This window comes from Streptomyces sp. NBC_00250, from assembly GCF_036192275.1.
In the GTDB taxonomy this organism is placed as follows: domain Bacteria; phylum Actinomycetota; class Actinomycetes; order Streptomycetales; family Streptomycetaceae; genus Streptomyces.
Window position 1 is genome coordinate 6,990,922 of sequence record NZ_CP108088.1, and the last position, 23,411, is coordinate 7,014,332.

At 70.5% G+C, this 23,411-nt stretch carries 25 protein-coding genes; 16 read left to right on the top strand and 9 right to left on the bottom strand.

Translation table 11 applies throughout. The features are described 5' to 3' along the window. Nucleotides 1-9 precede the first annotated feature (9 nt). The gene (locus OG259_RS31665; RefSeq protein ID WP_328945364.1) at nt 10-1,401 is read right to left on the bottom strand and encodes a metallopeptidase TldD-related protein; all 1,392 of its coding nucleotides are present in this window, start codon (nt 1,399-1,401) and stop codon (nt 10-12) included. Further along, entirely contained in the window at nt 1,398-2,921 is a 1,524-nt protein-coding gene (locus tag OG259_RS31670; protein ID WP_328945365.1) for a TldD/PmbA family protein, read from the bottom strand. Before OG259_RS31670 ends, OG259_RS31665 begins: the two co-directional genes overlap by 4 nt. 219 nt (nt 2,922-3,140) lie before the next feature. Between OG259_RS31670 and fabG the strand changes: the two genes are divergently transcribed. The 3 genes from fabG (at nt 3,141) to OG259_RS31685 (ending at nt 5,216) form a co-directional block, all read left to right on the top strand. Next, nucleotides 3,141-3,860 carry a 3-oxoacyl-[acyl-carrier-protein] reductase gene (gene fabG / locus OG259_RS31675; RefSeq protein ID WP_328945366.1) on the top strand — a complete coding sequence of 240 codons (720 nt, stop codon included), beginning with the start codon at nt 3,141-3,143 and terminating at the stop codon, nt 3,858-3,860. Between the two features lie 5 nt (nt 3,861-3,865). Next, nucleotides 3,866-4,642 (top strand): enoyl-ACP reductase FabI, encoded by a 777-nt coding sequence (fabI, locus tag OG259_RS31680; protein WP_266890352.1) that lies wholly within the window; start codon nt 3,866-3,868, stop codon nt 4,640-4,642. A gap of 163 nt (nt 4,643-4,805) precedes the next feature. Further along, nucleotides 4,806-5,216 (top strand): hypothetical protein, encoded by a 411-nt coding sequence (locus OG259_RS31685; RefSeq protein WP_328945367.1) that lies wholly within the window; start codon nt 4,806-4,808, stop codon nt 5,214-5,216. Here OG259_RS31685 and OG259_RS31690 read toward each other — a convergent pair. Then, nucleotides 5,161-5,874, bottom strand: a complete 714-nt coding sequence (locus tag OG259_RS31690; RefSeq protein ID WP_328945368.1) for a FadR/GntR family transcriptional regulator — start codon at nt 5,872-5,874, stop codon at nt 5,161-5,163. The two genes, OG259_RS31685 and OG259_RS31690, sit on opposite strands and share 56 nt — an antisense overlap. A gap of 99 nt (nt 5,875-5,973) precedes the next feature. On the opposite strand from OG259_RS31690, the gene OG259_RS31695 reads away from it, so the two are divergent. From OG259_RS31695 to OG259_RS31710, 4 genes are all read left to right on the top strand, one after another. Beyond that, the gene (locus tag OG259_RS31695) at nt 5,974-7,302 is read left to right on the top strand and encodes a CynX/NimT family MFS transporter (protein ID WP_328945369.1); all 1,329 of its coding nucleotides are present in this window, start codon (nt 5,974-5,976) and stop codon (nt 7,300-7,302) included. 17 nt (nt 7,303-7,319) lie between these two features. Then, entirely contained in the window at nt 7,320-7,436 is a 117-nt protein-coding gene (locus tag OG259_RS31700; protein ID WP_266890344.1) for an SGM_5486 family transporter-associated protein, read from the top strand. Nucleotides 7,437-7,593: 157 nt separating this feature from the next. Next, a complete protein-coding gene (locus OG259_RS31705) occupies nt 7,594-7,797 on the top strand; it encodes a hypothetical protein (RefSeq protein ID WP_266890342.1) in 204 nt (67 codons plus the stop codon). A 35-nt stretch (nt 7,798-7,832) separates the two neighbouring features. Beyond that, nucleotides 7,833-8,351, top strand: a complete 519-nt coding sequence (locus tag OG259_RS31710) for a SixA phosphatase family protein (protein ID WP_266890340.1) — start codon at nt 7,833-7,835, stop codon at nt 8,349-8,351. Between the two features lie 56 nt (nt 8,352-8,407). On the opposite strand, the gene serB is transcribed toward OG259_RS31710, so the two are convergent. Further along, on the bottom strand, nt 8,408-9,625 hold the full coding sequence (serB, locus tag OG259_RS31715; protein ID WP_328945370.1) for a phosphoserine phosphatase SerB: 1,218 nt from the start codon (nt 9,623-9,625) through the stop codon (nt 8,408-8,410). A 255-nt stretch (nt 9,626-9,880) separates the two neighbouring features. Here serB and OG259_RS31720 point away from each other — a divergent pair, with 255 nt between their 5' ends. Further along, nucleotides 9,881-12,442, top strand: a complete 2,562-nt coding sequence (locus OG259_RS31720; RefSeq protein WP_328945371.1) for an ABC transporter ATP-binding protein/permease — start codon at nt 9,881-9,883, stop codon at nt 12,440-12,442. Nucleotides 12,443-12,527: 85 nt separating this feature from the next. Here the strand turns inward: OG259_RS31720 and OG259_RS31725 are convergent, their stop codons facing one another. Then, entirely contained in the window at nt 12,528-13,322 is a 795-nt protein-coding gene (locus tag OG259_RS31725; RefSeq protein ID WP_328945372.1) for a transglycosylase SLT domain-containing protein, read from the bottom strand. A gap of 427 nt (nt 13,323-13,749) precedes the next feature. On the opposite strand from OG259_RS31725, the gene OG259_RS31730 reads away from it, so the two are divergent. The 3 genes from OG259_RS31730 (at nt 13,750) to OG259_RS31740 (ending at nt 15,928) form a co-directional block, all read left to right on the top strand. Continuing rightward, a complete protein-coding gene (locus OG259_RS31730; protein WP_328945373.1) occupies nt 13,750-14,895 on the top strand; it encodes a GAF domain-containing sensor histidine kinase in 1,146 nt (381 codons plus the stop codon). After that, nucleotides 14,888-15,532, top strand: coding sequence for a response regulator transcription factor (locus OG259_RS31735; RefSeq protein WP_328945374.1), 645 nt, complete (start codon nt 14,888-14,890; stop codon nt 15,530-15,532). The genes OG259_RS31730 and OG259_RS31735 overlap by 8 nt, the downstream gene beginning before the upstream one ends. A gap of 153 nt (nt 15,533-15,685) precedes the next feature. Beyond that, on the top strand, nt 15,686-15,928 hold the full coding sequence (locus OG259_RS31740) for a chaplin (protein WP_328945375.1): 243 nt from the start codon (nt 15,686-15,688) through the stop codon (nt 15,926-15,928). Nucleotides 15,929-16,087: 159 nt separating this feature from the next. On the opposite strand, the gene OG259_RS31745 is transcribed toward OG259_RS31740, so the two are convergent. Continuing rightward, a complete protein-coding gene (locus OG259_RS31745) occupies nt 16,088-16,879 on the bottom strand; it encodes a hypothetical protein (protein ID WP_328945376.1) in 792 nt (263 codons plus the stop codon). Between the two features lie 147 nt (nt 16,880-17,026). On the opposite strand from OG259_RS31745, the gene OG259_RS31750 reads away from it, so the two are divergent. The 4 genes from OG259_RS31750 (at nt 17,027) to OG259_RS31765 (ending at nt 20,226) form a co-directional block, all read left to right on the top strand. After that, nucleotides 17,027-17,824: an ABC transporter ATP-binding protein gene (locus tag OG259_RS31750; RefSeq protein WP_328945377.1), complete on the top strand. Its 798-nt coding sequence runs from the start codon at nt 17,027-17,029 to the stop codon at nt 17,822-17,824. A gap of 75 nt (nt 17,825-17,899) precedes the next feature. Continuing rightward, nucleotides 17,900-18,328, top strand: coding sequence for an NfeD family protein (locus OG259_RS31755; protein ID WP_328945378.1), 429 nt, complete (start codon nt 17,900-17,902; stop codon nt 18,326-18,328). A 93-nt stretch (nt 18,329-18,421) separates the two neighbouring features. After that, the gene (locus tag OG259_RS31760; RefSeq protein ID WP_328945379.1) at nt 18,422-19,360 is read left to right on the top strand and encodes an SPFH domain-containing protein; all 939 of its coding nucleotides are present in this window, start codon (nt 18,422-18,424) and stop codon (nt 19,358-19,360) included. A 92-nt stretch (nt 19,361-19,452) separates the two neighbouring features. Continuing rightward, nucleotides 19,453-20,226: a sulfite exporter TauE/SafE family protein gene (locus tag OG259_RS31765; protein WP_328945380.1), complete on the top strand. Its 774-nt coding sequence runs from the start codon at nt 19,453-19,455 to the stop codon at nt 20,224-20,226. An 84-nt stretch (nt 20,227-20,310) separates the two neighbouring features. Here the strand turns inward: OG259_RS31765 and OG259_RS31770 are convergent, their stop codons facing one another. The 3 genes from OG259_RS31770 to OG259_RS31780 all read right to left on the bottom strand — a co-directional run bounded on the left by OG259_RS31770 (nt 20,311) and on the right by OG259_RS31780 (nt 22,356). After that, entirely contained in the window at nt 20,311-20,817 is a 507-nt protein-coding gene (locus tag OG259_RS31770) for an HNH endonuclease (RefSeq protein WP_328945381.1), read from the bottom strand. 167 nt (nt 20,818-20,984) lie between these two features. Next, on the bottom strand, nt 20,985-21,521 hold the full coding sequence (locus tag OG259_RS31775; protein ID WP_328945382.1) for a YbhB/YbcL family Raf kinase inhibitor-like protein: 537 nt from the start codon (nt 21,519-21,521) through the stop codon (nt 20,985-20,987). Nucleotides 21,522-21,573: 52 nt separating this feature from the next. Next, nucleotides 21,574-22,356 (bottom strand): sporulation protein, encoded by a 783-nt coding sequence (locus OG259_RS31780; RefSeq protein ID WP_328945383.1) that lies wholly within the window; start codon nt 22,354-22,356, stop codon nt 21,574-21,576. An 88-nt stretch (nt 22,357-22,444) separates the two neighbouring features. Between OG259_RS31780 and OG259_RS31785 the strand changes: the two genes are divergently transcribed. Next, nucleotides 22,445-23,107, top strand: a complete 663-nt coding sequence (locus tag OG259_RS31785) for a DNA-3-methyladenine glycosylase (protein ID WP_328945384.1) — start codon at nt 22,445-22,447, stop codon at nt 23,105-23,107. Nucleotides 23,108-23,411: the final 304 nt, after the last annotated feature.

Genomic DNA, 23,411 nt, shown 5'->3' on the forward strand with positions numbered 1-23,411 from the left:
CTAGGTGGGTCAGACCCCCTTGCTGACCGAGCTCATGTTGAAGTCGGGGATCCGCAGGGCGGGCATCGCGGCCCGGGTGAACCAGTCGCTCCACTCGCGCGGCAGCGTCTTCTCGGTCCGCCCCGCCTCGGAGGCCCGCGACAGCAGGTCCACCGGCGACTCGTTGAACCGGAAGTTGTTCACCTCGCCGACCACCTCGCCGTTCTCGACGAGGTAGACGCCGTCCCGGGTCAGACCGGTGAGCAGCAGCGTCGCCGGGTCGACCTCGCGGATGTACCAGAGGCAGGTGAGGAGCAGACCGCGCTCCGTCGAGGCGACCATCTCCTCCAGGGAGCGCTCGCCGCCGCCGTCCAGGATCAGGTTCCCCGCTCCGGGAGCCACCGGCAGGCGAGTGAGTTCCGCCGTGTGCCGGGTGGTGATCAGGCGCTCCAGCTTCCCGTCGCGCACCCAGTCCGTCGGCGCGATCGGCAGACCGTTGTCGAAGACGGAGGAGTCGTCGCCCGAGGAATGGGCGATCACGAACGGCGCGGACTCCAGGCCGGGTTCGTTCGGGTCGCTGCGCAGGGTCAGCGGCAGCGGGGAGAGGGTCTCGCCGAGCCGGGTGCCGCCGCCGGGCTTGGAGAAGACCGTACGGCCCTCGACCGCGTCCCGGGCCGTGGAGGACCACAGCTGGTAGATCAGCAGGTCGGCCACGGCCGTCGGCGGCAGCAGCGTCTCGTACCGCCCGGCGGGCAGCTCGATCCGGCGCTCCGCCCAGCCGAGCCGGGTCGCGAGCTCGGCGTCGAGCGCCGCCGGGTCGACGTCCTTGAAGTCCCGCGTCGACCGGCCGGCCCAGGCGGAGCGCGAGCGGTCGGGGGACTTGGCGTTCAGCTCCAGGGTGCCGTTGGGCTGGTCGTGGCGGAGCCGCAGCCCCGTCGACGTCCCCAGGTAGGTGGAGGTCAGCTCGTGGTTGGCGAAACCGTAGAGCTCACGCCCGCCGGCCCGTGCGCGGGCGAAGGCCTCGCCGAGCGCCGGAGCGAAGTCGGCGAACACGGCGGAGGAGGTCTCCACGGGCGCGTCCGTGAAGTCGGGCGACGAGGGCACGTCCGTGACCAGCGGCTGGGCGTCCTCGGCCGGCCCGGCGGCGCGCGCGGCGGCCTCGGCGGCCCGCACCAGCGGCTCCAGCTCGTCGACGGTCACGGCGGACCGGGAGACGACACCGGAGGCGGTGCCCTGCGCGCCGTCGACGGTGGCGATGACCGTGAGGGTACGGCCGCGGGTGACGCCGTTGGTGGTGAGCGCGTTGCCCGCCCAGCGCAGGTTCGCCGAGGACTCCTCGTCGGCGATGACGACGCACCCGTCGGCCCGGGACAGCTCAAGAGCCCGCTCGACGATCTCGTACGGCTTGCTGACGCGGCTCATCGTCCGGCCTCCTGCGTCGTGTTGAGAATGTTGACGCCCCGGAAGAGGGCGGAGGGGCAGCCGTGGGAGACCGCGGCGACCTGGCCCGGCTGGGCCTTGCCGCAGTTGAAGGCGCCGCCGAGGACGTACGTCTGCGGGCCGCCGACCTGCTCCATCGAGCCCCAGAAGTCGGTGGTCGTCGCCTGGTAGGCCACGTCCCGCAGCTGCCCGGCGAGCCGGCCGTTCTCGATGCGGAAGAAGCGCTGTCCGGTGAACTGGAAGTTGTAGCGCTGCATGTCGATCGACCAGGACCGGTCACCGACCACGTAGATACCGCGCTCCACACCCCCGATCAGGTCCTCGGTCGACAGACCGCCCGGGTCCGGCTGCAGCGAGACGTTCGCCATCCGCTGCACCGGCACGTGCGCGGGGGAGTCGGCGAAGGCGCAGCCGTTCGACCGGCCCAGCCCCGTGAGCTTCGCGATCCGCCGGTCCAGCTGGTAGCCGACGAGCGTGCCGTCCTTCACCAGGTCCCAGCTCTGCGCCTCGACGCCCTCGTCGTCGAACCCGACCGTCGCGAGCCCGTGCTCGGCGGTCCGGTCGCCCGTCACGTTCATGATCGAGGAGCCGTACGCCAGCTTGCCCAGCTGGTCGAAGGTCGCGAAGGAGGTGCCGGCGTACGCCGCCTCGTAGCCGAGGGCCCGGTCCAGCTCGGTGGCGTGCCCGATCGACTCGTGGATCGTCAGCCAGAGGTTCGACGGGTCGACGACCAGGTCGTACCGGCCCGCCTCGACGCTCGGCGCCCGCATCTTCTCGGCGAGCAGCGCCGGAATCTCGTCCAGCTCCTTGTCCCAGTCCCAGCCGGTGCCCGTCAGGTACTCCCAGCCCCGCCCGACCGGCGGCGCGATCGTCCGCATCGAGTCGAACTCACCGGTCGTCTCGTCGACGGCGACCGCGGTGAGCTGCGGGTGCAGCCGGACCCGCTGCTGGGTGGTCACGGTGCCGGCCGTGTCCGCGTAGAACTTGTTCTCGTGGACGGTGAGCAGCGAGGCGTCCACATGCGCCACGCCCTCGGCCCGCAGCAGCCGGGAACTCCAGTCGGCGAGCAGCGCGCTCTTCTCCTCGCCGGGAATCGAGAAGGGGTCGATCTCGTACGAGGAGACCCAGGTGCGCTCCTCGTGCACCGGCTCCGCCGCGAGCTCCACGCGTTCGTCGGAACCGGCCGCCGCGATCACCTTCGCCGACAGCTTGGCCATGGCCACGGCCTGCCCGGCGACCCGCGCGGCCCCGTCCATGGTCAGGTCGACCCCGGAGGCGAAGCCCCAGGCCCCGCCGTGCACCACCCGCACGGCATAGCCGAGGTCGGTGGTGTCGGAAGAGCCGGACGGTTTGGCGTCGCGAAGCCGCCAGGAGGCGCTGCGCACCCGCTCCAGGCGGAAGTCCGCGTGCTCGGCACCGAGCGCGCGCGCTCGGGCGAGCGCGGCGTCGGCGAGCGCCCGCAGGGGCAGCGCGACGAACGAAGGGTCGATCTGATGGACCACGAGCGGCCTCGCTCTCGGTGATCGGAAGGCGGCGGTTGATCTGCCCCGGAAGTCAATCACGGGACGGGCACCGGGGTCGGCGCATTACCCACGTCGCCCCCCTGAGCTGTAGGGACCCGACAGTGACACCCGGGCGCCACTGTCGGAGGTCGATTCCTCATGTCGGGGGCGATACCGATAGGTTTTCGGCTACCAGACCGCTATCGAAAGGGTGATCCGTTGAGCCGCTCGGTTCTCGTCACCGGAGGAAACCGGGGCATCGGCCTCGCCATCGCCCGCGCGTTCGCCGAGGCCGGCGACAAGGTCGCGATCACGTACCGCTCCGGCGAGCCGCCGGCCGCCCTCACCGAATTGGGATGCCTGCCCGTCAGGTGCGACATCACCGACAGCGAGCAGGTGGAGCAGGCGTACAAGGAGATCGAGGAGAAGCACGGTCCGGTGGAGGTCCTCGTGGCCAACGCCGGCGTGACGAAGGACCAGCTCCTCATGCGCATGTCCGAGGAGGACTTCACCTCCGTCGTCGACACCAACCTCACCGGCACCTTCCGGGTCGTCAAGCGTGCCAACCGCGGGATGCTGCGCGCCAAGAAGGGCCGCGTCGTCCTGATCTCCTCGGTCGTCGGTCTGCTGGGTTCCGCCGGCCAGGCCAACTACGCCGCCTCCAAGGCCGGTCTGGTGGGCTTCGCCCGCTCCCTCGCGCGCGAGCTGGGCTCCCGCAACATCACCTTCAACGTCGTCGCCCCCGGTTTCGTGGACACCGACATGACCGCGGTGCTCACCGACGAGCAGCGCGCGGGCATCGTGTCCCAGGTTCCGCTGGGCCGCTACGCCCAGCCGGAGGAGATCGCCGCTGCGGTGAAGTTCCTCGCCTCGGACGACGCCGCGTACATCACTGGAGCCGTCATCCCGGTTGACGGCGGATTGGGCATGGGTCACTGATCACCATGAGCGGAATTCTCGAGGGCAAGCGCATCCTCATCACCGGTGTGCTGATGGAGTCCTCCATCGCCTTCCACGCCGCGAAGCTGGCCCAGGAGCAGGGTGCGGAGATCATCCTCACCGCGTGGCCGCGGCCGACGCTGACCGAGCGCATCGCCAAGAAGCTGCCCCACCCCGAAAAGGTCAAGGTCCTGGAGCTCGACGTCTCGAACGACGAGCACCTCGCCCGCCTGGAGGGCCAGGTCCGTGAGCACCTGGGCGACCGTCTCGACGGCATCGTGCACTCCATCGGCTTCGCCCCGCAGGACGCGCTCGGCGGCAACTTCCTCAACACGCCGTTCGAGTCCGTGGCCACCGCCATGCACGTCTCCGCCTTCTCCCTGAAGTCGCTGACGATGGCGCTGCTGCCGCTGATGAGCGAGGGCGGCTCGGTCGTCGGCCTCACCTTCGACGCGAAGTTCGCCTGGCCGCAGTACGACTGGATGGGCCCGGCCAAGGCCGCCCTGGAGGCCACCAGCCGCTACATGGCGCGTGACCTGGGCAAGCAGAACATCCGCTGCAACCTGATCTCGGCGGGCCCGCTCGGCTCGATGGCCGCCAAGTCCATCCCGGGCTTCGGCGAGCTGGCGTCCGTGTGGGACAGCCGCTCCCCGCTGGAGTGGGAGCTCTCGGACCCGGAGCCGGCCGGCCGCGGCATCGTCGCGCTGCTCTCGGACTGGTTCCCGAAGACCACGGGCGAGATCATCCACGTGGACGGCGGCCTGCACGCCATCGGCGCGTAACCGCTTCCCGCCGGGAGCATCAGGGCCGTGTGCCCGCCCCTCAGGGGGCGGCGCACGGCCCTCGCCGTTCCGCAACTCCTGCCCGACTCGAAAAGTCGAGCGAACCACTCCAGACTGGGGCAGAGCGTGATGCTTCTGCTGCTGACGGGGAGGAGGTACGGGCATGCGCGCGATACGTAGCGGGTTCGGCGCGTTCGCCTCCGTCGCCGTACTGCTCACCGGAACAGCCGTCGCCGCCGAGGTACGGGCCGCGCCCGCCCCGGCCGAGCAACTCCCCGTCACCGCCCCGGCGGCCGAGGAGCCGGAGAACTTCGGCGCCTCCTGCCGCACCGTCGTCGAGGGCTCCAGCGTCACCGCCCACTGCCAGAACCCGTACCCCCGCACCGACCGGGTCCGCCTCCACGTCGAGTGCGAGCGCTGGTGGGACATCGACTCCGACAGTGCCCCCGTGGACGTCGGCCCCGCCGACTACGGCAAGGTCACCGGCCGCTGCTGGAAGGAGGTCAGGTCCGCCTGGATCACTCACCAGCCGGCGGACCAGGCTCCCGCCCCGACTCCGGTCCGGGGCTCCTGAGGCACATGTAGGGGTAGCCGGCCGCTTCCGCACCGGCCCGCTCGGCGTCGCCGTCCCGGATCGCGTCCACGAGCCGCGCGTGGTCCATGTGGTTCTCCGGCCGCAGCTCCTGCCCCACGTCGTCGCGCAGCCAGTCCCGCAGCAGATCTCCCAGGTCCGCGTAGAGCTCGGTGAGCACCTCGTTGCCCGAGGCGGCGACGACCGCGTGGTGGAAGGTCGCGTCGGCGCTCACGAACCGCTCCGCGTCACCGGACTCCCACGCCTCCTCGCGCCGTACGAGCAGGGTGTCCAGCTGCTTCAGGTCCCGCTCGGTGCGCCGCTCGGCCGCGAGCCGCGCCGCGGAGGACTCCAGGGTCGAGCGCAGTTCGGCGACGTGCCGGGGGTCGGAGCCGGCGAAGCGCCGGTGCATGACGCCCGCCAGCTCGCTGGTGGCGATGACGTACGTCCCGGAGCCCTGGCGGATGTCGAGCAGTCCGTTGTGCGCGAGCGCCCGCACCGCCTCGCGCACGGTGTTGCGGGCCACTCCCAGCTGCTCGACCAGCTCGGGTTCGGTGGGGATGCGCGAACCCACCGGCCACTCGCCGGAGGTGATCTGGTTCCGCAGCTCGGCGATCACCTGATCGGAGAGACCTGCGCGCCGGGGGTGGCCGAGGGCCATGGAGCACCTTCCCATTCGTTCGAGTCGCTCACGTGGTTCGAGTCGCTCACGTCGTTCGAGATTGGACAACCAATCATCCCATGATTCTATGATGGCTCCATGCCTGACGAGCCGAAGACCCTCGACCCCGCCGCACGCCCGGCGACGACCACCGCTCCGGCGGCCACCACGGGCCCGCGTGGAGCCGCCGTCGCCGCCGATTCTCCCGCGCCGAACCGGGCGCACCGCTGGACCCTCGGCCTCGTCACCGTCGGACTCGTCCTCGCCGCACTGAACCTGCGCCCCGCCATCACGAGCCTCGGCGCCCTCCTCGAAGAGGTCAGCGCGGACCTGCACATGAGCGGCACCGTCGCCGGCGTCCTCACCTCCGTACCCCCGCTCTGCTTCGCGATCTTCGGCATCACGGCCCCGCGCCTCGCCCGCCGCTTCGGCCCCGCCGCCGTCGTCTGCGCGGGCATGGCCGCGATCTTCACCGGCCTGATCCTCCGGCCCTTCGCCGGCGGAACCGTCGGCTTCCTCGCCGCCAGCGCCCTCGCCCTCATGGGAATCGCCGTCAGCAACGTCCTGATGCCGGTCATCGTCAAGCGGTACTTCCCGGACCGCATCGGCAGCATGACCGGCCTCTACTCCATGGCGCTCGCCCTCGGCACCTCCCTCGCCGCGGCCGCGACCGTCCCGATGACCGCGGCCCTCGGCGGCGACTGGCGCATCGGTCTCGGCGTCTGGGCGGCCATCGCCGCACTCGCCGTGCTGCCCTGGATCCCGCTGGTACGCGACCGGGACCGCGCCTCCGAGGACCGCGGCGACAAGGGGCGCGGCGCCACGACCGCCGCGACGGAGAGCGCCGCCCCGCGCATCACCCGCAGCCGCACCGCCTGGGCCCTCGGCTGCTACTTCGGCCTCCAGGCCACCGGCGCCTACATCACCATGGGCTGGATGCCGCAGATCTTCCGCGACGCGGGCGTCCCCGCCTCCACCGCGGGCGTGCTCCTCGCCGTCACCATGGTCATGGGCGTCCCGCTCGCCTTCGTGATCCCCCGGCTCGCCACCCGGATGAGGAACCAGGGCCCGATCGTCGTCGCGCTCGGCCTGTGCGGCCTCGCCGGCTACACAGGCCTCTTCCTCGCCCCCGCCGCCGGAGCCTGGGTCTGGGCCGTGCTCCTCGGCATCTCCAACTGCTCCTTCCCGCTCGCCCTCACGATGATCGGCATGCGCTCGCGCACCGGCGCCGGAGTCGTCCGGCTCTCCGCCTTCGCGCAGAGCGTCGGCTACCTCATCTCCATCCCCGGCCCCCTCCTCGTCGGCGTCCTTTACCAGCACAGCGGCGGCTGGGGACTGCCGATCGTCCTCATGGGCGGGCTCATGGTGCCGCAGATGATCGTCGGAACGCTGGCGGGCCGGGACCGGACGGTCGAGGACGAATCCTGAGATGCGAGACTGTCGGCATGCCAGTTCTCGAACCCAACCCCCCGAACGGCCAGAAGAAACTGCTCATCGTGCTCGGCGCGATGCTCGGCATCACGGTCGTCATCTCCGTCATCGCCTCGGTCGCCTCCCCGTGACGTCCGCTCACCACGGCCCGAGGTAGGGCTGACCCCCGCATCCCCTAGGGGGCGGGCGTCAGGGTGAAGTGGGTGGATCACCGGATGGGCCGACGGGCCCGCGATCTCTACGTTGGAGACGACAGGGAAAGCGGAGCACCCACCCACGGAGGCGGTCATGACGGCCCGTACGTACACCAGCGTCCGACCGGACACGACCGGCGTCGACACCCGGCTGCCGTGGTGGGCCCTCGTCCTTCCGGCGGCCGCTTTCGTCGCCCTCCTGCTGCTGATGACCGGGCCCGGTGGGGCCCACGCGGCGGCGGGCGACCCGGGGGTCGGAGGGGTCCTGGAGCGGATCCAGCAAACGCTCTCTCTCTGAGTCGGCGTGAGCCGTTTCGTGCGAAGCTGATGACCATGAGCGTCGACACACCCCGCAGGATCGTGCTGCTCCGACACGCCAAGGCGGACTGGAACGAGGAGTCCGACCACGAGCGCCCCCTCGCCGAGCGAGGCCGCGCGGACGCCCCCGTCGCGGGCCGCAGGCTCGCCGAGACCGGCATCGGCTTCGACCTGGCCCTCTGCTCCACCGCCACCAGGACCCGCGAGACCTGGAAGCTGGCCGTGCAGGCACTGCCCGAGCGCCCCAGGACCGTGTACGAGGACCGGCTGTACGAGGCCTCGCTCGGCGAGCTGATCGCCCTGCTCAACGAGACCTCGGAGGACGTGTCCGACCTCCTGGTCATCGGCCACAACCCCGGGATGCACGCCCTCGCCGACGCCCTCGCGGGCGAGTCCGAAGGCGACGTGCTGCCCCGGATGACCCGCAGCGGCTTCCCGACCTCCGCCTTCGCCGTCCTCACGTTCAACGGCTCCTGGAAGTCCCTTGAGCACGGCGCCGGACGGCTTGTCGACTTCTGGACCCCGCACGACTGATCCGTACGGGAAAGGGCCCGGCCGTCGACTGACGGCCGGGCCCTTTCCCAGGTGGCTCAGTGCTGCAGGTCGTCCTCGCCGACGTCCGCGGCCTCGACCTCTTCGCGGGTGATCCCCAGCAGATACAGCACGGTGTCGAGGAAGGGCACGTTCACCGCCGTGTGCGCGGCCTCGCGCACCACCGGCTTCGCGTTGAACGCCACGCCGAGGCCAGCGGCGTTCAGCATGTCCAGGTCGTTCGCCCCGTCGCCGATCGCCACCGTCTGGGCCAGCGGCACGCCCGCCTCCGCGGCGAACCGGCGCAGCAGCCGCGCCTTGCCCGCCCGGTCCACGATCTCGCCGGTCACCCGCCCGGTGAGCTTGCCGTCGACGATCTCCAGAGTGTTGGCGGAGGCGAAGTCCAGCCCGAGCCGGTCCTTCAGATCGTCCGTGACCTGAGTGAACCCGCCGGACACGACGCCCACCTGGTAGCCGAGCCGCTTGAGCGTCCGGATCAGGGTCCGGGCCCCGGGTGTCATCCGCACCTCGGAACGGACCTTGTCGACCACCGAGGCGTCCAGGCCGGCCAGCAGCTCCACGCGTGCGTGCAGGGACTGCTCGAAGTCCAGCTCACCGCGCATCGCCGCGGCCGTCACCTCGGCGACCTTGTCCTCGCAGCCGGCGTGGGCCGCGAAGAGCTCGATCACCTCGTCCTGGATCAGCGTCGAGTCGACGTCCATGACGACGAGCCGCTGGGCCCGCCGGTGCAGCCCGGCGGAGACCACGGCCACATCGACGCCGATGGTGTGCGCCTCGGTGGCCAGGGCGGTCCGCAACGGCTCCGTCTCGCAGCCGGAGACGGCGAACTCGACGGCCGTCACCGGATACTTCGCCAGCCGGAAGATGCGGTCGATGTTGCCGCCGGACTCCGCGATCCTGGCCGCTATGGCCGCCGTCTGCTCCGCGGTGAGCGGGTTGCCCAGCACGGTGACGTGCGAGCGCCCCTCCCCGCGCGGACGGTTGTCGCCGGTGCCGGAGATGATCTCGGCCTGGAGCTTCAGCGACTCGGCCCAGCTGTGCACGGTCGCGCGGAGCTCGCCCTGCGAGGCGACGGTCGGCTCGGTGACGAGCGCGCACAGGACGAGCCGGCCGCGGGACACGACCTGCTCGATGTCCACGACGTCGACGGAGTAGGCGGCGAGGGTGTCGAAGAGTCCCGCGGTGATCCCGGGACGGTCCTTCCCGAAGATCTTGACGAGAAGGGTGGGAACGTCTGAGGTCTGCGATGCGCTCATGGTGCTTCCACCGTATCGGGCACCGCGTGCCACCCGACCCCCCGTCCCGCCCAGCGGACACCCGAGTGGTCGCGCCCTCGTCCCCCGGCGGGCCCCGGAGCGGCCCCGGCAGCCGTCCGAAGCGGGTCCGCGCGCTTGCACGCCGGGTCTTCACACGGCCCGACTTTCCGATACGGGACCGGGCCTGAAATAGTTCCCCAGGATGATTCGCCATCCCTGGACTCCCAGCGACGGGGGTACATCGGGGGACAAGTAGTGGGGCATGGAGTGCCAGAACTCGTACTGGAATTGAACGGCAGGACCTGGACGCTCGATCCGTCCAGGTCGTACACCCTGGGCCGTGATCCGCAGGGTGACCTGGTGATCGACGACGCCAGGGTCTCGTGGCGCCACGCCACCATCAGCTGGGGCGGCCGGAGTTGGGTCATCGAGGACCACGGCTCCACCAACGGCACGTTCCTGCAGGGGCAGCGGATCCATCAGGTGGAGATCGGCCCCGGCTCGGCGGTCCACCTCGGCAACGCCACCGACGGCCCCCGGCTGAATCTCGCCGGAGCCCCGGCCCAGCAGCACGCTCAGGCAGCCCACCAGGCGCCGGTCCACCAGGCACCGGTCCACCAGGCGCCGGCCCATCAGGCCGCGGAGCAGGCCGCGCAGGCCGAGTGGGTCACCCACCAGGCCCCGCCGCCGCAGCAGAACTGGCAGCAGGCACCGCCGCCCGTGCAGCAGGTCCCGCACCAGCAGGTCCCGCACCAGCAGGCGCCCAACGGGCCCGGCTCCGCCGCGGGGGCGTCGTCGGCCTACGCCGACCGCAGCCCCACCACGTTCCACCAGCTGGCCCTCGGCCACGTCATGCGCATCGGCCGTGCCCTCGAGAACGAGCTGGTCGTCTCCGACCTCCAGGTCTCGCGGCACCACGCCGAGTTCCACGCGACGCCCGACGGACGCTTCGAGATCCGCGACCTCGGCTCGCACAACGGCACGTACGTCAACGGTCAGCCGATCACCAAGGGCGGCACCGCCCTCCTCGGCCCGCAGGACATCGTCGGTGTCGGTCACTCGACCTTCCGCCTCGTCGGCGGCCAGCTCGAGGAGTTCGTCGACACCGGCTCGGTCTCCTTCTCGGCCCGCCACCTCACGGTCACGGTCGACGGCGGCAAGCAGATCCTCAAGGACGTCTCCTTCGGCGTCCCGGAGAAGTCGCTGATCGGTGTCATCGGCCCGTCCGGCTCCGGAAAGTCCACGCTGCTCAAGGCGCTGACCGGCTACCGCCCGGCCAACGAGGGCGATGTCCTCTACGACAACCGAAGCCTCTACAAGCAGTTCGCCGAGCTGCGCCAGCGCATCGGTCTGGTCCCGCAGGACGACATCCTGCACAAGGAGCTGACCGTCCAGAAGGCGCTCCGCTACGCGGCCAAGCTCCGCTTCCCGGGCGACACCGCCACGGCCGAGCGCGAGGCCCGCATCGACGAGGTGCTGCGCGAGCTCAAGCTGGACATCCACAAGGAGAAGAAGGTCACCTCCCTCTCCGGTGGCCAGCGCAAGCGCGTCTCCGTCGCGCTCGAACTCCTCACCAAGCCCTCGCTGATCTTCCTGGACGAGCCGACCTCCGGCCTCGACCCGGGCATGGACCGCGATGTCATGCAGCTGCTCCGCGGCCTCGCCGACGACGGCCGCACGGTCCTCGTCGTCACCCACTCGGTGGCCGAGCTCGGCCTCTGCGACAAGCTGCTCGTGATGGCCCCCGGCGGCTCGGTGGCGTACTTCGGACCGCCGGAGGAGGCGCTGAACTTCTTCGGCTACTCCACCTGGGCCGATGTCTTCTCCGCCTTCGAGAACTACCGCGACTACGACTGGGCGGGCCGCTGGAAGGGCTCGCAGCACTACCAGATGTACGCCGCGGACATCGACGCCGTCGCCGCGCAGCCCGTCCAGGTGCCGCAGCAGGCGATGTCCCGGCCGCCGAAGCCGCAGGGCTGGGGTTCCCAGCTGTGGACCCTGATCCGCCGCTACGTCTCCGTCATCGCCTCCGACAAGGGCTTCCTCGGCCTGATGGTCATCCTGCCCGCCGTCCTCGGCGCGGTCTCGGTGGTCATCCCGGCCGACTTCGGCCTGGGCTCGCCGAAGCCCCCGTCCCGCTTCAACGGCGACGCCGGCACGATCATGCTGATCCTCGCGGTCGGCATGTGCTTCAGCGGCGCGGCCAACTCGGTCCGTGAGCTGATCAAGGAGCGGGTCATCTACGAACGGGAGCGGGCCACCGGCCTGTCCCGCTCGGCGTACCTGATGTCCAAGGTCATCGTGCTCGGCGTGATCACGGCCTTCCAGGGCGTCATCATCTGCGGCATCGGCTTCTCGACCCGCGAGCTGCCCGCCGAGGGCCTGTTCATGCCGCCGGCTGTCGAGCTGTGCATCCAGGTGATCGCCCTCGGCCTCACCTCGATGATGTTCGGCCTGGTCATCTCCGCGCTCGTGAAGACCGCCGAGAAGACCATGCCCCTCCTGGTCATGTTCGCGATCATCCAGGTCGTGTTCACCGGCATCCTCTTCCAGGTGTACGGCTCGCCCGGCCTGGAGCAGTTCGCCTGGCTCATGCCCTCCCGCTGGGGCATCGCCGGCGCCGGCACCACCCTCGACCTCGGCCGCCTCATGCCGCCGTGGGACCCGAAGAACCCCACCGACACCGACCCGCTGTGGGAGCACACGGTCGGCCAGTGGAGCCTCGACCTCGGCATCCAGCTGTTCATGGCCGCCGTCTGCTGCGTCGCCGTGGCGCGGCTGCTGCGCCGCCACGAGCCCGAGGTCATGCGCAAGTAGTCAGCCGGAGCACCGGTACGCCGAAGGGCGGCACCCCCTGTGCGGGGGTGCCGCCCTTCGGCGTGGCACAGCGGACCGAGTGCGATCAGTACGCGCTGTTGACGTTGTCGATCGAGCCGTAGCGGTCGGCCGCGTAGTTGGCGGCGGCGACGATGTTGGCGACCGGGTCGTACTGGTCGAACGCGGTGCCGGGCACGTGGTAGGCCTTGAAGGTCGGGTAGATGACCTGGAGCAGACCCTTGGACGGGACGCCGTTGATGGCGTTGATGTCCCAGTTGTTGATGGCCCGCGGGTTACCGCTGGACTCGCGCATGATGTTCTTGTGCAGGCCGTTGTAGCTGCCCGGGATGTTGTGCTTGTCCATGATGAACAGCGCCTCGCGGATCCAACCGTCGAGGTTGTTCGCGAAGACCGGGGTACGGGCGACGGAACGGCTCGCGGCCGCCTTCGCCGCGGCGCGCTTCTTCGCGTCGGCCTTGGCCTTCGCCGCGGCCTTCGCCTTGGCGGCGGCCTTGGCCTGGGCGTCCGCCTTGGCCTTCGCGTCGGCCTTCGCCTTCGCCGCGGCCGCGGCCGCGGCCTTGGCCTTGGCGGCGGCAGCGGCCTTCGCCTTCGCGTCGGCCTCCTGCTTGGCCTTCAGGCCGACGGTGGTCTGCTGCTCGTTGATGCTGGCCGCGAGGGCCTTCGCCTGCGGGCTGCTGGCGTTGTACGACCAGGCCACCTGCTGCGTACCGGAGAGAGCCTGCGGCTCGGTCTCGGTGGACCCGTTGCCGGGGACGAGGGAGAGGGTGAGCGCAGCGGCGCCCAGAGCGGCGACGCCGGCGATCATGGCCTTGTGGGTCTTCTTGAGACCACGACTGTGGCCAGGGGTGTTCGCAGACATAACGGACTACCTCTTCGAATCGCTGGGGGTCGCTCGCCGGGATGGCGTTGCGCCTGCTTCGGCGGCGACGGGGGCAATTCTTAGCGGCAGCAAAATCCTGTGGCAAAGGTGTGACGTACGATCCCGGGTAGTGGATCAGGGGCCCGTGCACGGACCACAGAAGCGCCCTAATGTCGGGCTCACCCCACCCTGCCCCCCGTTTACGCGTCCACTAGGGGACTTCGTAAGTGACCTGGGTCCTATGCGCGGGCTCACATCGGGCACATAACGAACTCACCAGGGGTTGCGTGAGCAATGCGCACGGTAAGTCCCCTCCTCCTGAAGGGGGACAGGGGCTCTCGGGCACTACGACCTAGGTCCCCGGTCCCCCTCCTTCGCGGTCTTCGGACGGATACGGACCGTCACGACCCGCCGGTACGGTGAACACATGAGCCATCGACCGAGCTCCGGCCTCGCCGCCGTGAGCACCGCCCTCCTGGCGATGAGCCGCCATCTGGAGGTCCGCGACGTCCTCAAGACGATCGTCGCCTCCGCCCGCGAGCTGCTCGACGCCGAGTACGCGGCCCTGGGCGTCCCCGACGACCACGGCGGCTTCTCCCAGTTCGTGGTCGACGGCGTCAGCGACGAGCAGTGGAAGGCGATCGGCCCGCTGCCCCGGCAGCACGGCATCCTCGCCGCGATGCTCCACAAGGCCGAACCCGAGCGGCTCGCCGACGTCCGCGAGGACCCCCGCTTCGGCGGCTGGCCGGACGCCCACCCCGAGATGTCCGACTTCCTCGGCCTGCCCGTCAGGGACGGCGACGAGATCCTGGGCGCCCTCTTCCTCGCCAACAAACGCTGCCCCAAGGAGACGGGAAGCTGTGGCTTCACCGCCGAGGACGAGGAACTCCTCTCGATCCTGGCCCAGCACGCGGCCATCGCCCTCACCAACGCCCGCCTGTACGAGCGCAGCCGCGAGCTGACCATCGCCGAGGAGCGCTCCCGCCTCGCCCACGAGCTGCACGACGCCGTCAGCCAGAAGCTCTTCTCGCTCCGGCTGACCGCCCAGGCCGCCGCCGCGCTCGTCGACCGCGACCCCGCCCGCGCCAAGGGCGAACTCCAGCAGGTCGCCGCGCTCGCCGCCGAGGCCGCCGACGAGCTGCGCGCCGCCGTCGTCGAGCTCCGCCCCGCCGCCCTCGACGAGGACGGCCTCGTCCACACCCTCCGTACCCACATCCAGGTCCTGGACCGCGCCCACACCGCCCGGGTCACCTTCGAGAGCCCCGGGACGCGCGCGCTGCCCGCCGCACAGGAGGAAGCCGTGCTCCGGGTCGCCCAGGAGGCCCTGCACAACGCCCTGCGGCACGCGGACGCGGAGCTCGTCACCGTCTCCCTCACCCGCGCGGGCCAGGGCGCGCGGCTCACCGTCACCGACGACGGAAAGGGATTCGACCCGCGTACGGTCCGCAAGGCGGGGCGCCACCTCGGCCTGGTCTCCATGCGGGACCGGGCGAGCGGCGTCGGCGGATCGCTCACCGTGACCTCGGCCAGTGGCGAGGGCACCACGATCGAGATGGAGGTTCCCGGTGGCTGACAGACAGATCCGTGTCCTGCTGGTCGACGACCACCAGGTCGTCCGCAGAGGCCTGCGCACCTTCCTGGAGGTGCAGGACGACATAGAGGTGGTGGGGGAGGCCTCCGACGGCGCCGAGGGCGTCGCCAGGGCCGAGGAGCTCCGCCCCGACGTGGTCCTCATGGACGTGAAGATGCCCGGTACGGACGGCATCGAGGCGCTGAAGCGGCTCCGCGAGCTCGACAACCCCGCGAAGGTCCTCGTCGTCACCAGCTTCACCGAGCAGCGGACGGTGGTCCCCGCGCTCCGCGCCGGCGCCTCCGGATACGTCTACAAGGACATCGACCCCGACGCGCTCGCGGGCGCGATCCGCTCCGTCCACGCGGGGCACGTCCTGCTCCAGCCCGAGGTCGCGGGCGCGCTCCTCGCCCAGGACGACTCCCACGGCGGTACGGGACGCGGCTCGACCCTCACGGAGCGCGAGCGCGAGGTGCTCGGACTGATCGCGGACGGCCGGTCCAACCGGGAGATCGCCCGCGCGCTCGTCCTCTCCGAGAAGACGGTCAAGACGCACGTCTCGAACATCCTCATGAAGCTCGACCTCGCGGACCGCACCCAGGCGGCCCTCTGGGCGGTCCGGCACGGCCTCACCAACTGACACGCCCCCCGCGCGCGCCGGGCGCACGACCGTTCAGTCCTTCATACCGTCGTGTGTATGTCCCCCGTTCGGCGCAACCTGCCGGGGAGCGCGGCGTTCTCCATGGCGTGCTGCGGCTGACCGGCCGCAGCGATGACCAGGAGGATGTACCAAGTGAAGAACCTCAAGAAGGCCGCTGCCCTCACCATGGTCGCCGGTGGCATCGTCGCCGCCGGCGCGGGTGTCGCCTCCGCCCACGGCGCCGAGGCCACGGGCAAGGCCCTCAACTCGCCGGGCGTCGCCTCCGGCAACCTGGTGCAGGTCCCGGTCCACGTCCCCGTGAACGTCTCCGGCAACACGGTCAACGTGATCGGCCTGCTCAACCCGGCCTTCGGCAACCACGCCCTCAACGGCTGACCGCCGCACAAACCAACCGGCCCCCGGACGATCCCCCGGGGGCCGGTCCCCTTTTTCGTACGCGGCCCTCGCACCGCTCGGCGCCGGGGCGCCTCCCGGGCTTCGGACCGCTGCGCCGGACTCCGTCCGCCGGCCAGGGCGACGGGTGTCGCCCGGGGTTCAGAACCCCCGGTCCCGCTCCCTCTCCTCCACATACGCGTTGTACGCGGCGACCTGCGCCCGCCGCGCCACCCGCTCCACCGGGCGCAGCGCGGCGCCCCGCGCCGCCATCTCCGACGCGCTCACCGCGCCCCCGTGCCCGTGGTCGTACGCCAGGTCCACCAGCAGCCCCACCCGCTGCGCCAGCTCAAGGACCCGCACCGCACGCGGCGGGTACCCCGGGGCGAGGACCTCACGCCCCACCTCCGCCCGCGCCCGGTAGGCCTCCCGGGCCGCGTCCGCCGTCGGGCCAGAGCCCGCCACGTCGAGCCGGGTCAGCACCGCCGTCGCGTCCCGCAGCGCCTCCGCCAGTTCCCGCTCGGCCTCGCCGAGCGACGGCACGTCCGCGGGCGGCGCCTGCCGCACCGCGAGACAGCGCCAGACCACCTCCACATGGACGTCACCCGCCGGCCCCGCCTCCGAGACCTCCGGCACGAGACCGTACGGCGCGCCGTAGCCCACCACCGCCTCCTCCGCCTCCAACGCACGCGCGTTGAAGTCCGGCGGTCCGCTCAGCCCCAGCGGATGCCCCGGCGCGGGCAGCGCCACCCGCCACCCGGTCACCCCGAGCCGCCGCAGCCGGCCCAGCGCGAGCGTCAGCCCCACCGGCCGCGCCTCACCCGGCAGCCCCTCGACGCGGTGCACCGCGTCCTCCCCGACAATGGCCAGCGCCGCCTCGTCCGGCGACACCGCCCCGGCCAGCAGGGCGTTGCCCCAAGCGGCCAGGCGTCCTGAGCGTGGTTCCGAAAGCATCCCCCAAGACTAGGGGGCGCACCGGGGACTCAAAGGAAGCCCTAGGGACCGGCCCGCTCCGTCGATAACGTAGGTTTTCCCCTGGACGCCGCGCCCATCGGCGCAAGGCGACGACACGACTCGACCGCAAGGGGAGACAACGCGCTCATGAGCGATGTACTGGAGCTGGTGGACGTATCCGTGGTCCGCGACGGACGGGCTCTGGTGGACGAGGTCTCCTGGTCGGTCAAGGAGGGCGAGCGCTGGGTGATCCTCGGACCCAACGGCGCCGGCAAGACCACCCTTCTGAACATCGCCTCCAGCTACCTCTTCCCCACCAAGGGCACCGCCCACATCCTGGGCGAGCAGCTCGGCGGCGTCGGCACCGACGTCTTCGAGCTCCGTCCCCGCATCGGCATGGCCGGCATCGCCATGGCGGAGAAGCTCCCCAAGCGCCAGACCGTCCTGGAGACCGTCCTCACCGCCGCGTACGGCATGACCGCCACCTGGCACGAGGACTACGACCCGGTCGACGAGCAGCGCGCCAAGGCCTTCCTCGACCGCCTCGGCATGAGCGAGTACCTGGACCGGAAGTTCGGCACCCTCTCCGAGGGCGAGCGCAAGCGCACCCTGATCGCCCGCGCGATGATGACCGACCCCGAGCTCCTCCTCCTCGACGAGCCCGCCGCCGGCCTCGACCTCGGCGGCCGCGAGGACCTCGTCCGCCGTCTCGGCCGCCTCGCCCGTGACCCGTACGCCCCCTCCATGATCATGGTCACCCACCATGTCGAGGAGATCGCGCCCGGCTTCACCCACGTCCTGATGATCCGTCAGGGCAAGGTGCTCGCGGCCGGTCCGGTGGAGATGGAGCTGACCTCCCGCAACCTCTCGCACTGCTTCGGCCTGCCGCTCGTCGTCGAGCGCGTCGGCGACCGCTGGACCGCCCACGGCCTGCCCCTGAAGTAGCGGACGAAGCGCCGGCGTCCCGCACAGCCGCCCGCACCCTGTCCCGGAGCACCCCACCCGCCCTACCATGACCATGTGGACATCGACGCATGGGTGTGGTGGCTGATCGGCGCGGTGGGGCTCGGCATTCCGCTGGTCCTGACCGCGATGCCCGAGTTCGGCATGTTCTCCGTCGGAGCGATCGCGGGTGCGGTGACCGCGGCCCTCGGCTTCGGCGTCGTCCCCCAGGTGCTCGTCTTCGTCGTGGTCTCGGTGGCGCTCGTCGCGGTGGTACGCCCGATCGCCGCCCGCCACCGCGACGGCAGACCTCAACTCGCCACCGGAATCGACGCCCTGAAAGGCCGTCAGGCCGTCGTCCTGGAACGGGTCGACAGCAACGGAGGCCGCATCAAGCTCGCCGGAGAGATCTGGTCCGCCCGCACGCTCGACATCGGACAGAGCTTCGAACCGGGCGAACAGGTCGACGTGGTGGACATCGACGGGGCGACCGCCGTCGTCATGTGACCGAACCTCGCCCATGACGCTCCGCCATCTGGGAAACTCGATCATCGAAAGCCACCCGGCAGACAACCGGCAGCGAAGGGCACGGGGAACACGATGTCATCAGTCATCATCGTCCTGATCATTCTGGTGGTGCTCGTCTTCATCGCCCTGATCAAGACGATCCAGGTCATTCCGCAGGCGAGCGCGGCGATCGTGGAGCGCTTCGGCCGCTACACCCGCACGCTCAACGCCGGACTGAACATCGTCGTCCCGTTCATCGACTCGATCCGCAACCGGATCGACCTGCGCGAGCAGGTCGTCCCGTTCCCGCCGCAGCCGGTGATCACCCAGGACAACCTCGTCGTGAACATCGACACGGTCATCTACTACCAGGTGACCGACGCGAGGGCCGCGACCTACGAGGTCGCCAGCTACATCCAGGCGATCGAGCAGCTCACCGTCACCACCCTGCGCAACATCATCGGCGGCATGGACCTGGAGCGGACCCTGACCTCCCGCGAGGAGATCAACGCGGCCCTCCGGGGCGTCCTCGACGAGGCCACCGGCAAGTGGGGCATCCGCGTCAACCGCGTCGAGCTCAAGGCCATCGAGCCGCCCACCTCCATCCAGGACTCGATGGAGAAGCAGATGCGCGCCGAGCGCGACAAGCGGGCCGCGATCCTCACCGCCGAGGGCACCCGCCAGTCCGCGATCCTCACCGCCGAGGGCGAGAAGCAGTCCGCGATCCTGCGCGCCGAGGGTGAGTCCAAGGCCGCCGCCCTGCGCGCCGAGGGCGAGGCCCAGGCCGTCCGCACGGTCTTCGAGGCCATCCACGCCGGCGACCCGGACCAGAAGCTGCTCTCCTACCAGTACCTCCAGATGCTCCCGAAGATCGCCGAGGGCGACGCCAACAAGCTCTGGATCGTGCCCAGCGAGATCGGCGACGCCCTGAAGGGCCTCTCGGGCGCCTTCGGCAACAAGGACGGCAGCGTCCCCGGCTTCAACACCAAGGCCGCAGGGCCCGAAAGGCGAGACGAACCGCCGGTTGACTGACACGTACACGTAATTCTCGTGCATGATCGGTGCGAGCCCCTCGACCCCGACGACCTCAGGGCGGGGAGGCGACTCACTGACCATGTAAGGAGATGGCGTTGTCCATCTGGGAAGCCCTGGCGGTCTTCGCCGCCGGCATCGGCGCCGGCACCATCAACACCATCGTCGGATCGGGAACGCTCCTCACGTTCCCGGTCCTTCTCGCGACCGGACTGCCCCCGATCACCGCGAACGTCTCCAACGCCCTCGGACTCGTCCCCGGCTCCATCAGCGGAGCCATCGGCTACCGGGCCGAACTCAAGGGCCAGAAGCGCCGCATCATCCGCCTCGGCGGCGTCGCCCTCATCGGCGGCCTGATCGGCGCGATCCTGCTCCTCGCACTGCCGTCCGACGCCTTCGACGCGATCGTTCCGGTCCTCATCGGCCTCGCGCTCGTCCTGGTCCTCCTCCAGCCCCGGATCTCCGCCGCCGTCAAGCGCCGCCGCGAACAGACCGGCACCGAGGCCCACCCCGACGGCGGCCCCGCCCTCCTCGTCGGCCTCCTCCTCGCCAGCATGTACGGCGGATACTTCGGCGCCGCCCAAGGGGTGCTCTACCTCTCCCTGATGGGCCTGCTGCTCCACGACACCCTGCAGCGGATCAACGCCGTCAAGAACATCCTCGGCGCCCTCGTCAACGGCGTCGCCGCCGTCTTCTTCCTCTTCGTCGCCGAGTTCGACTGGACGGCCGTGCTGCTCATCGCCGTCGGCTCCACCATCGGCGGCCAGATCGGCGCCAAGGTCGGCCGCAAGCTGTCGCCCACCGTCCTGCGCGGAGTGATCATCGCCGTAGGCGTCATCGCCATCCTCCAACTGACGCTCCGCTAGGCCCCGTCGGCCGGAACGACGGAGGGGCCCGCCTCCCCACACCGGGGGAGGCGGGCCCTTCCGTACGAGCAGGGCGAGCCAGGGTTACGCGGCCGCCTTCGACAGCCACTCCGGGAGCTCGGAGCGCTCGCTGGCCCGCATCGCGAGCAGCATCGCGTCCGCCGGCGTCGGCTCGAACGGCTGGAACAGCAGCGGCATCCCCGCCTGCTCCGGCGTCCGGGCAGCCTTGCGGTGGTTGTCCTCGGCGCACGAGGCGACCGTGTTCAGCCAGCTGTCCCCACCGCCCTGGGCACGCGGCACCACGTGGTCGACGGTCGTCGCCCGCCGCCCGCAGTACGCGCACCGGTGCTGGTCCCGCACGAGGACCCCCCTCCTCGACCACGGTGCCTGTCTTCGGAACGGCACCCGGACGTACCGGCAGAGCCTGATCACCCGCGGCACCGGAAGATCGACGGCCGCACCTCGCACCCGCAGATCGGGATGGGCGTGCTCGACGACGGCCTTGTCCGTCAGGACAAGCACCACCGCACGGTTGAGAGAGACCGTCGACAGCGGCTCGAAGCTCGCGTTGAGTACCAGCGTGTCCCGCATTGTGCCCACCTCCCGTGTGCAGGCCCGGCCCCGGAGCGGGGCGGTGGGGCCTGGATCAACGATGGCCGGGCCGGCCGGGGTCGGACAACGCAATATTTCCCGCGCAACAAAAGATGCCCGCTTCTGATCTCTCCAAGACCAGAAGCGGGCAAACAACAAACGAACGATCAGACCGCCGCAGGAGCCGCGTACTCACCGATCAACTGGGCACGCCCCAGCGTGTGGAACCGCAGGTTGAAGCCGACCGCCGCGGGCGACACATCGCCGTCGGGACCGAGCTTCTCGCTGTCCACCGCGTACACCGTGAACACATAGCGGTGCTGCTCACCCGCCGGGGGAGCGGCACCGCCGAAGTCCTTCGAGCCGTAGTCGTTCCGGACGTGCACGGCCCCGGCCGGCAGCCCCTCGAACGATCCCGACCCGGCACCGGCGGGCAGCTCGGTCACCGACACCGGGATGTCGAACAGCACCCAGTGCCAGAACCCGCTGCCCGTCGGGGCGTCCGGGTCGAAGCAGGTGACGGCGAAGCTCTTCGTCTCCGCCGGGAACCCCTCCCAGCGCAGCTGCGGCGAGGTGTTCCCCGCCGCGTACACCTGCGCGTCCTTCAGGACCCCGCCCGGCGCGATGTCGTCGCTCACCACCGTGAACGCCGCCACCGGCGGATGGAAGTCATGCGGGAGCGGCGCCCTCTTGCCCTCGGACACGTCGAACCTCCGTATCGCCCGTACTGCCTCAGCAGCCTTTACGGGCCCGAGCCTAGAGCCAGTTGCGACGGCCGCCGACCTCGGCGAGCCACTGGTTCAGGTAAGCCGCCCAGTCGGTGGTGTGGAAGTCGTGCAGACCCACCTTGAAGGCGCGGAACGAGTCGCTGCCCTCACCGAACAGACCCGGCTTCTTGTCCATCTCCAGGACGACGTCCATCTCACGGTCGTCCGCGACGAAGCTGACCTCGACCTGGTTCAGACCCCGGTACTGCTGCGGCGCGAAGAACTCGATCTCCTGGTAGAAGGGCAGCTTCTGCCGCGTCCCCCGGATGTGCCCGCGCTCCATGTCCGCGCTCTTGAAACGGAAGCCCAGCTGGAGGAAGGCGTCCAGGATCGCCTGCTGCGCCGGCAGCGGGTGCACGTTGACCGGGTCCAGGTCACCGGAGTCCACCGCGCGGGCGATCTCCAGCTCGGTGGTCACACCGATGTTCATGCCACGCAGCTGCTGCCCGGAGACCGAGGTCACCGGCGTCTCCCACGGGATCTCCAGACCGAACGGCACCACGTGCACCGCGCCGGCCTTCACCTCGAAGGCGCCGCCCAGACGGACCTTGACGAACTCGATGTCCTGCTTGTGCTCCTGGTCGCCGCCCTCGACCTCGACCCGCGCCTGCAGGCCGACGGAGAGCCCCTCGATCTGCTGGTCGACATTGCCGCCCTGGATCCGGACCTCACCCTGGACGACACCGCCCGGAACCACGTTCTCCTCGGTGAGCACCGTCTCCACGGTGGCCCCACCGGCACCCAGGCTCGCGAGCAGCTTCTTGAATCCCATGACCTTCACTCCTTCTCAGTCCTGACCCCTACATACGCGCGACGACCGTAGTCGGTTCCCCACCGGACCCCCACTACGCTCGGGCGCCATGAGCGAGAGCCCCGACCGTACGCCGCTCCCACGGACCTTCTTCGACCGCCCGGTCCTCGACGTGGCACCCGACCTCCTCGGCCGCACACTCGTCCGCCGTTCACCCGGGGGAGTGATGGAACTGCGTCTGACGGAGGTGGAGGCGTACGCCGGCGCGATCGACCCCGGCTCGCACGCCTTCCGGGGCCGTACGGCACGCAACGCCGTCATGTTCGGCCCGCCCGGGCACGCGTACGTCTACTTCACCTACGGCATGTGGCACTGCCTCAACCTGGTGTGCGGCCCCGAGGGCGAGGCGAGCGGCGTACTGCTCCGAGCGGGCGAAATCCTGCGGGGCGCCGAGCAGGCCCGTCCCCGCCGTCGCTCGGCCCGGTACGACCGCGAGCTGGCCAAGGGCCCCGCCCGCCTGGCCACGGCCCTGGACATCGGCCTCTCCCTGAACGGCACCGACACGTGCGCCGGCCCCGACGCCCCCCTCACCCTCCTCACCGGCACCCCACCCGCCCCCGACCACATCCGCAACGGCCCCCGCACGGGAGTCGGCGGCGACGGCGCCCCGCACCCCTGGCGCTTCTGGATCGACCAGGACCCGACGGTGAGTCCGTATCGTCCTCATACGCCCCGGAGGCGCACACTTGACGCAGGACGTCCGACCGCCTAACGTAGCCCGAGCAGCTGGTTACGGGCCTGCTTGTTCAAGCACCCCGCAGCTGCCACCCACTACTCAAGACGACTCCCCAGCAGGGGCTTATTTCGGCATGCCGGAATTCGAATTCGATTGCTCGATTATGAGTCGCCGAAGAAGTCAGCTAATGTAGTGAACACGCCGAAAGGCAAAAGGCAGCCAACAGGCCACCGGATGCAAACTCCGAACCGGAAACGGAACGGAAAACGATCTGGTAAGGTTGGAAACACGAAGGGAAGCCCGGAGGAAAGCCCGAGAGGGTGAGTACAAAGGAAGCGTC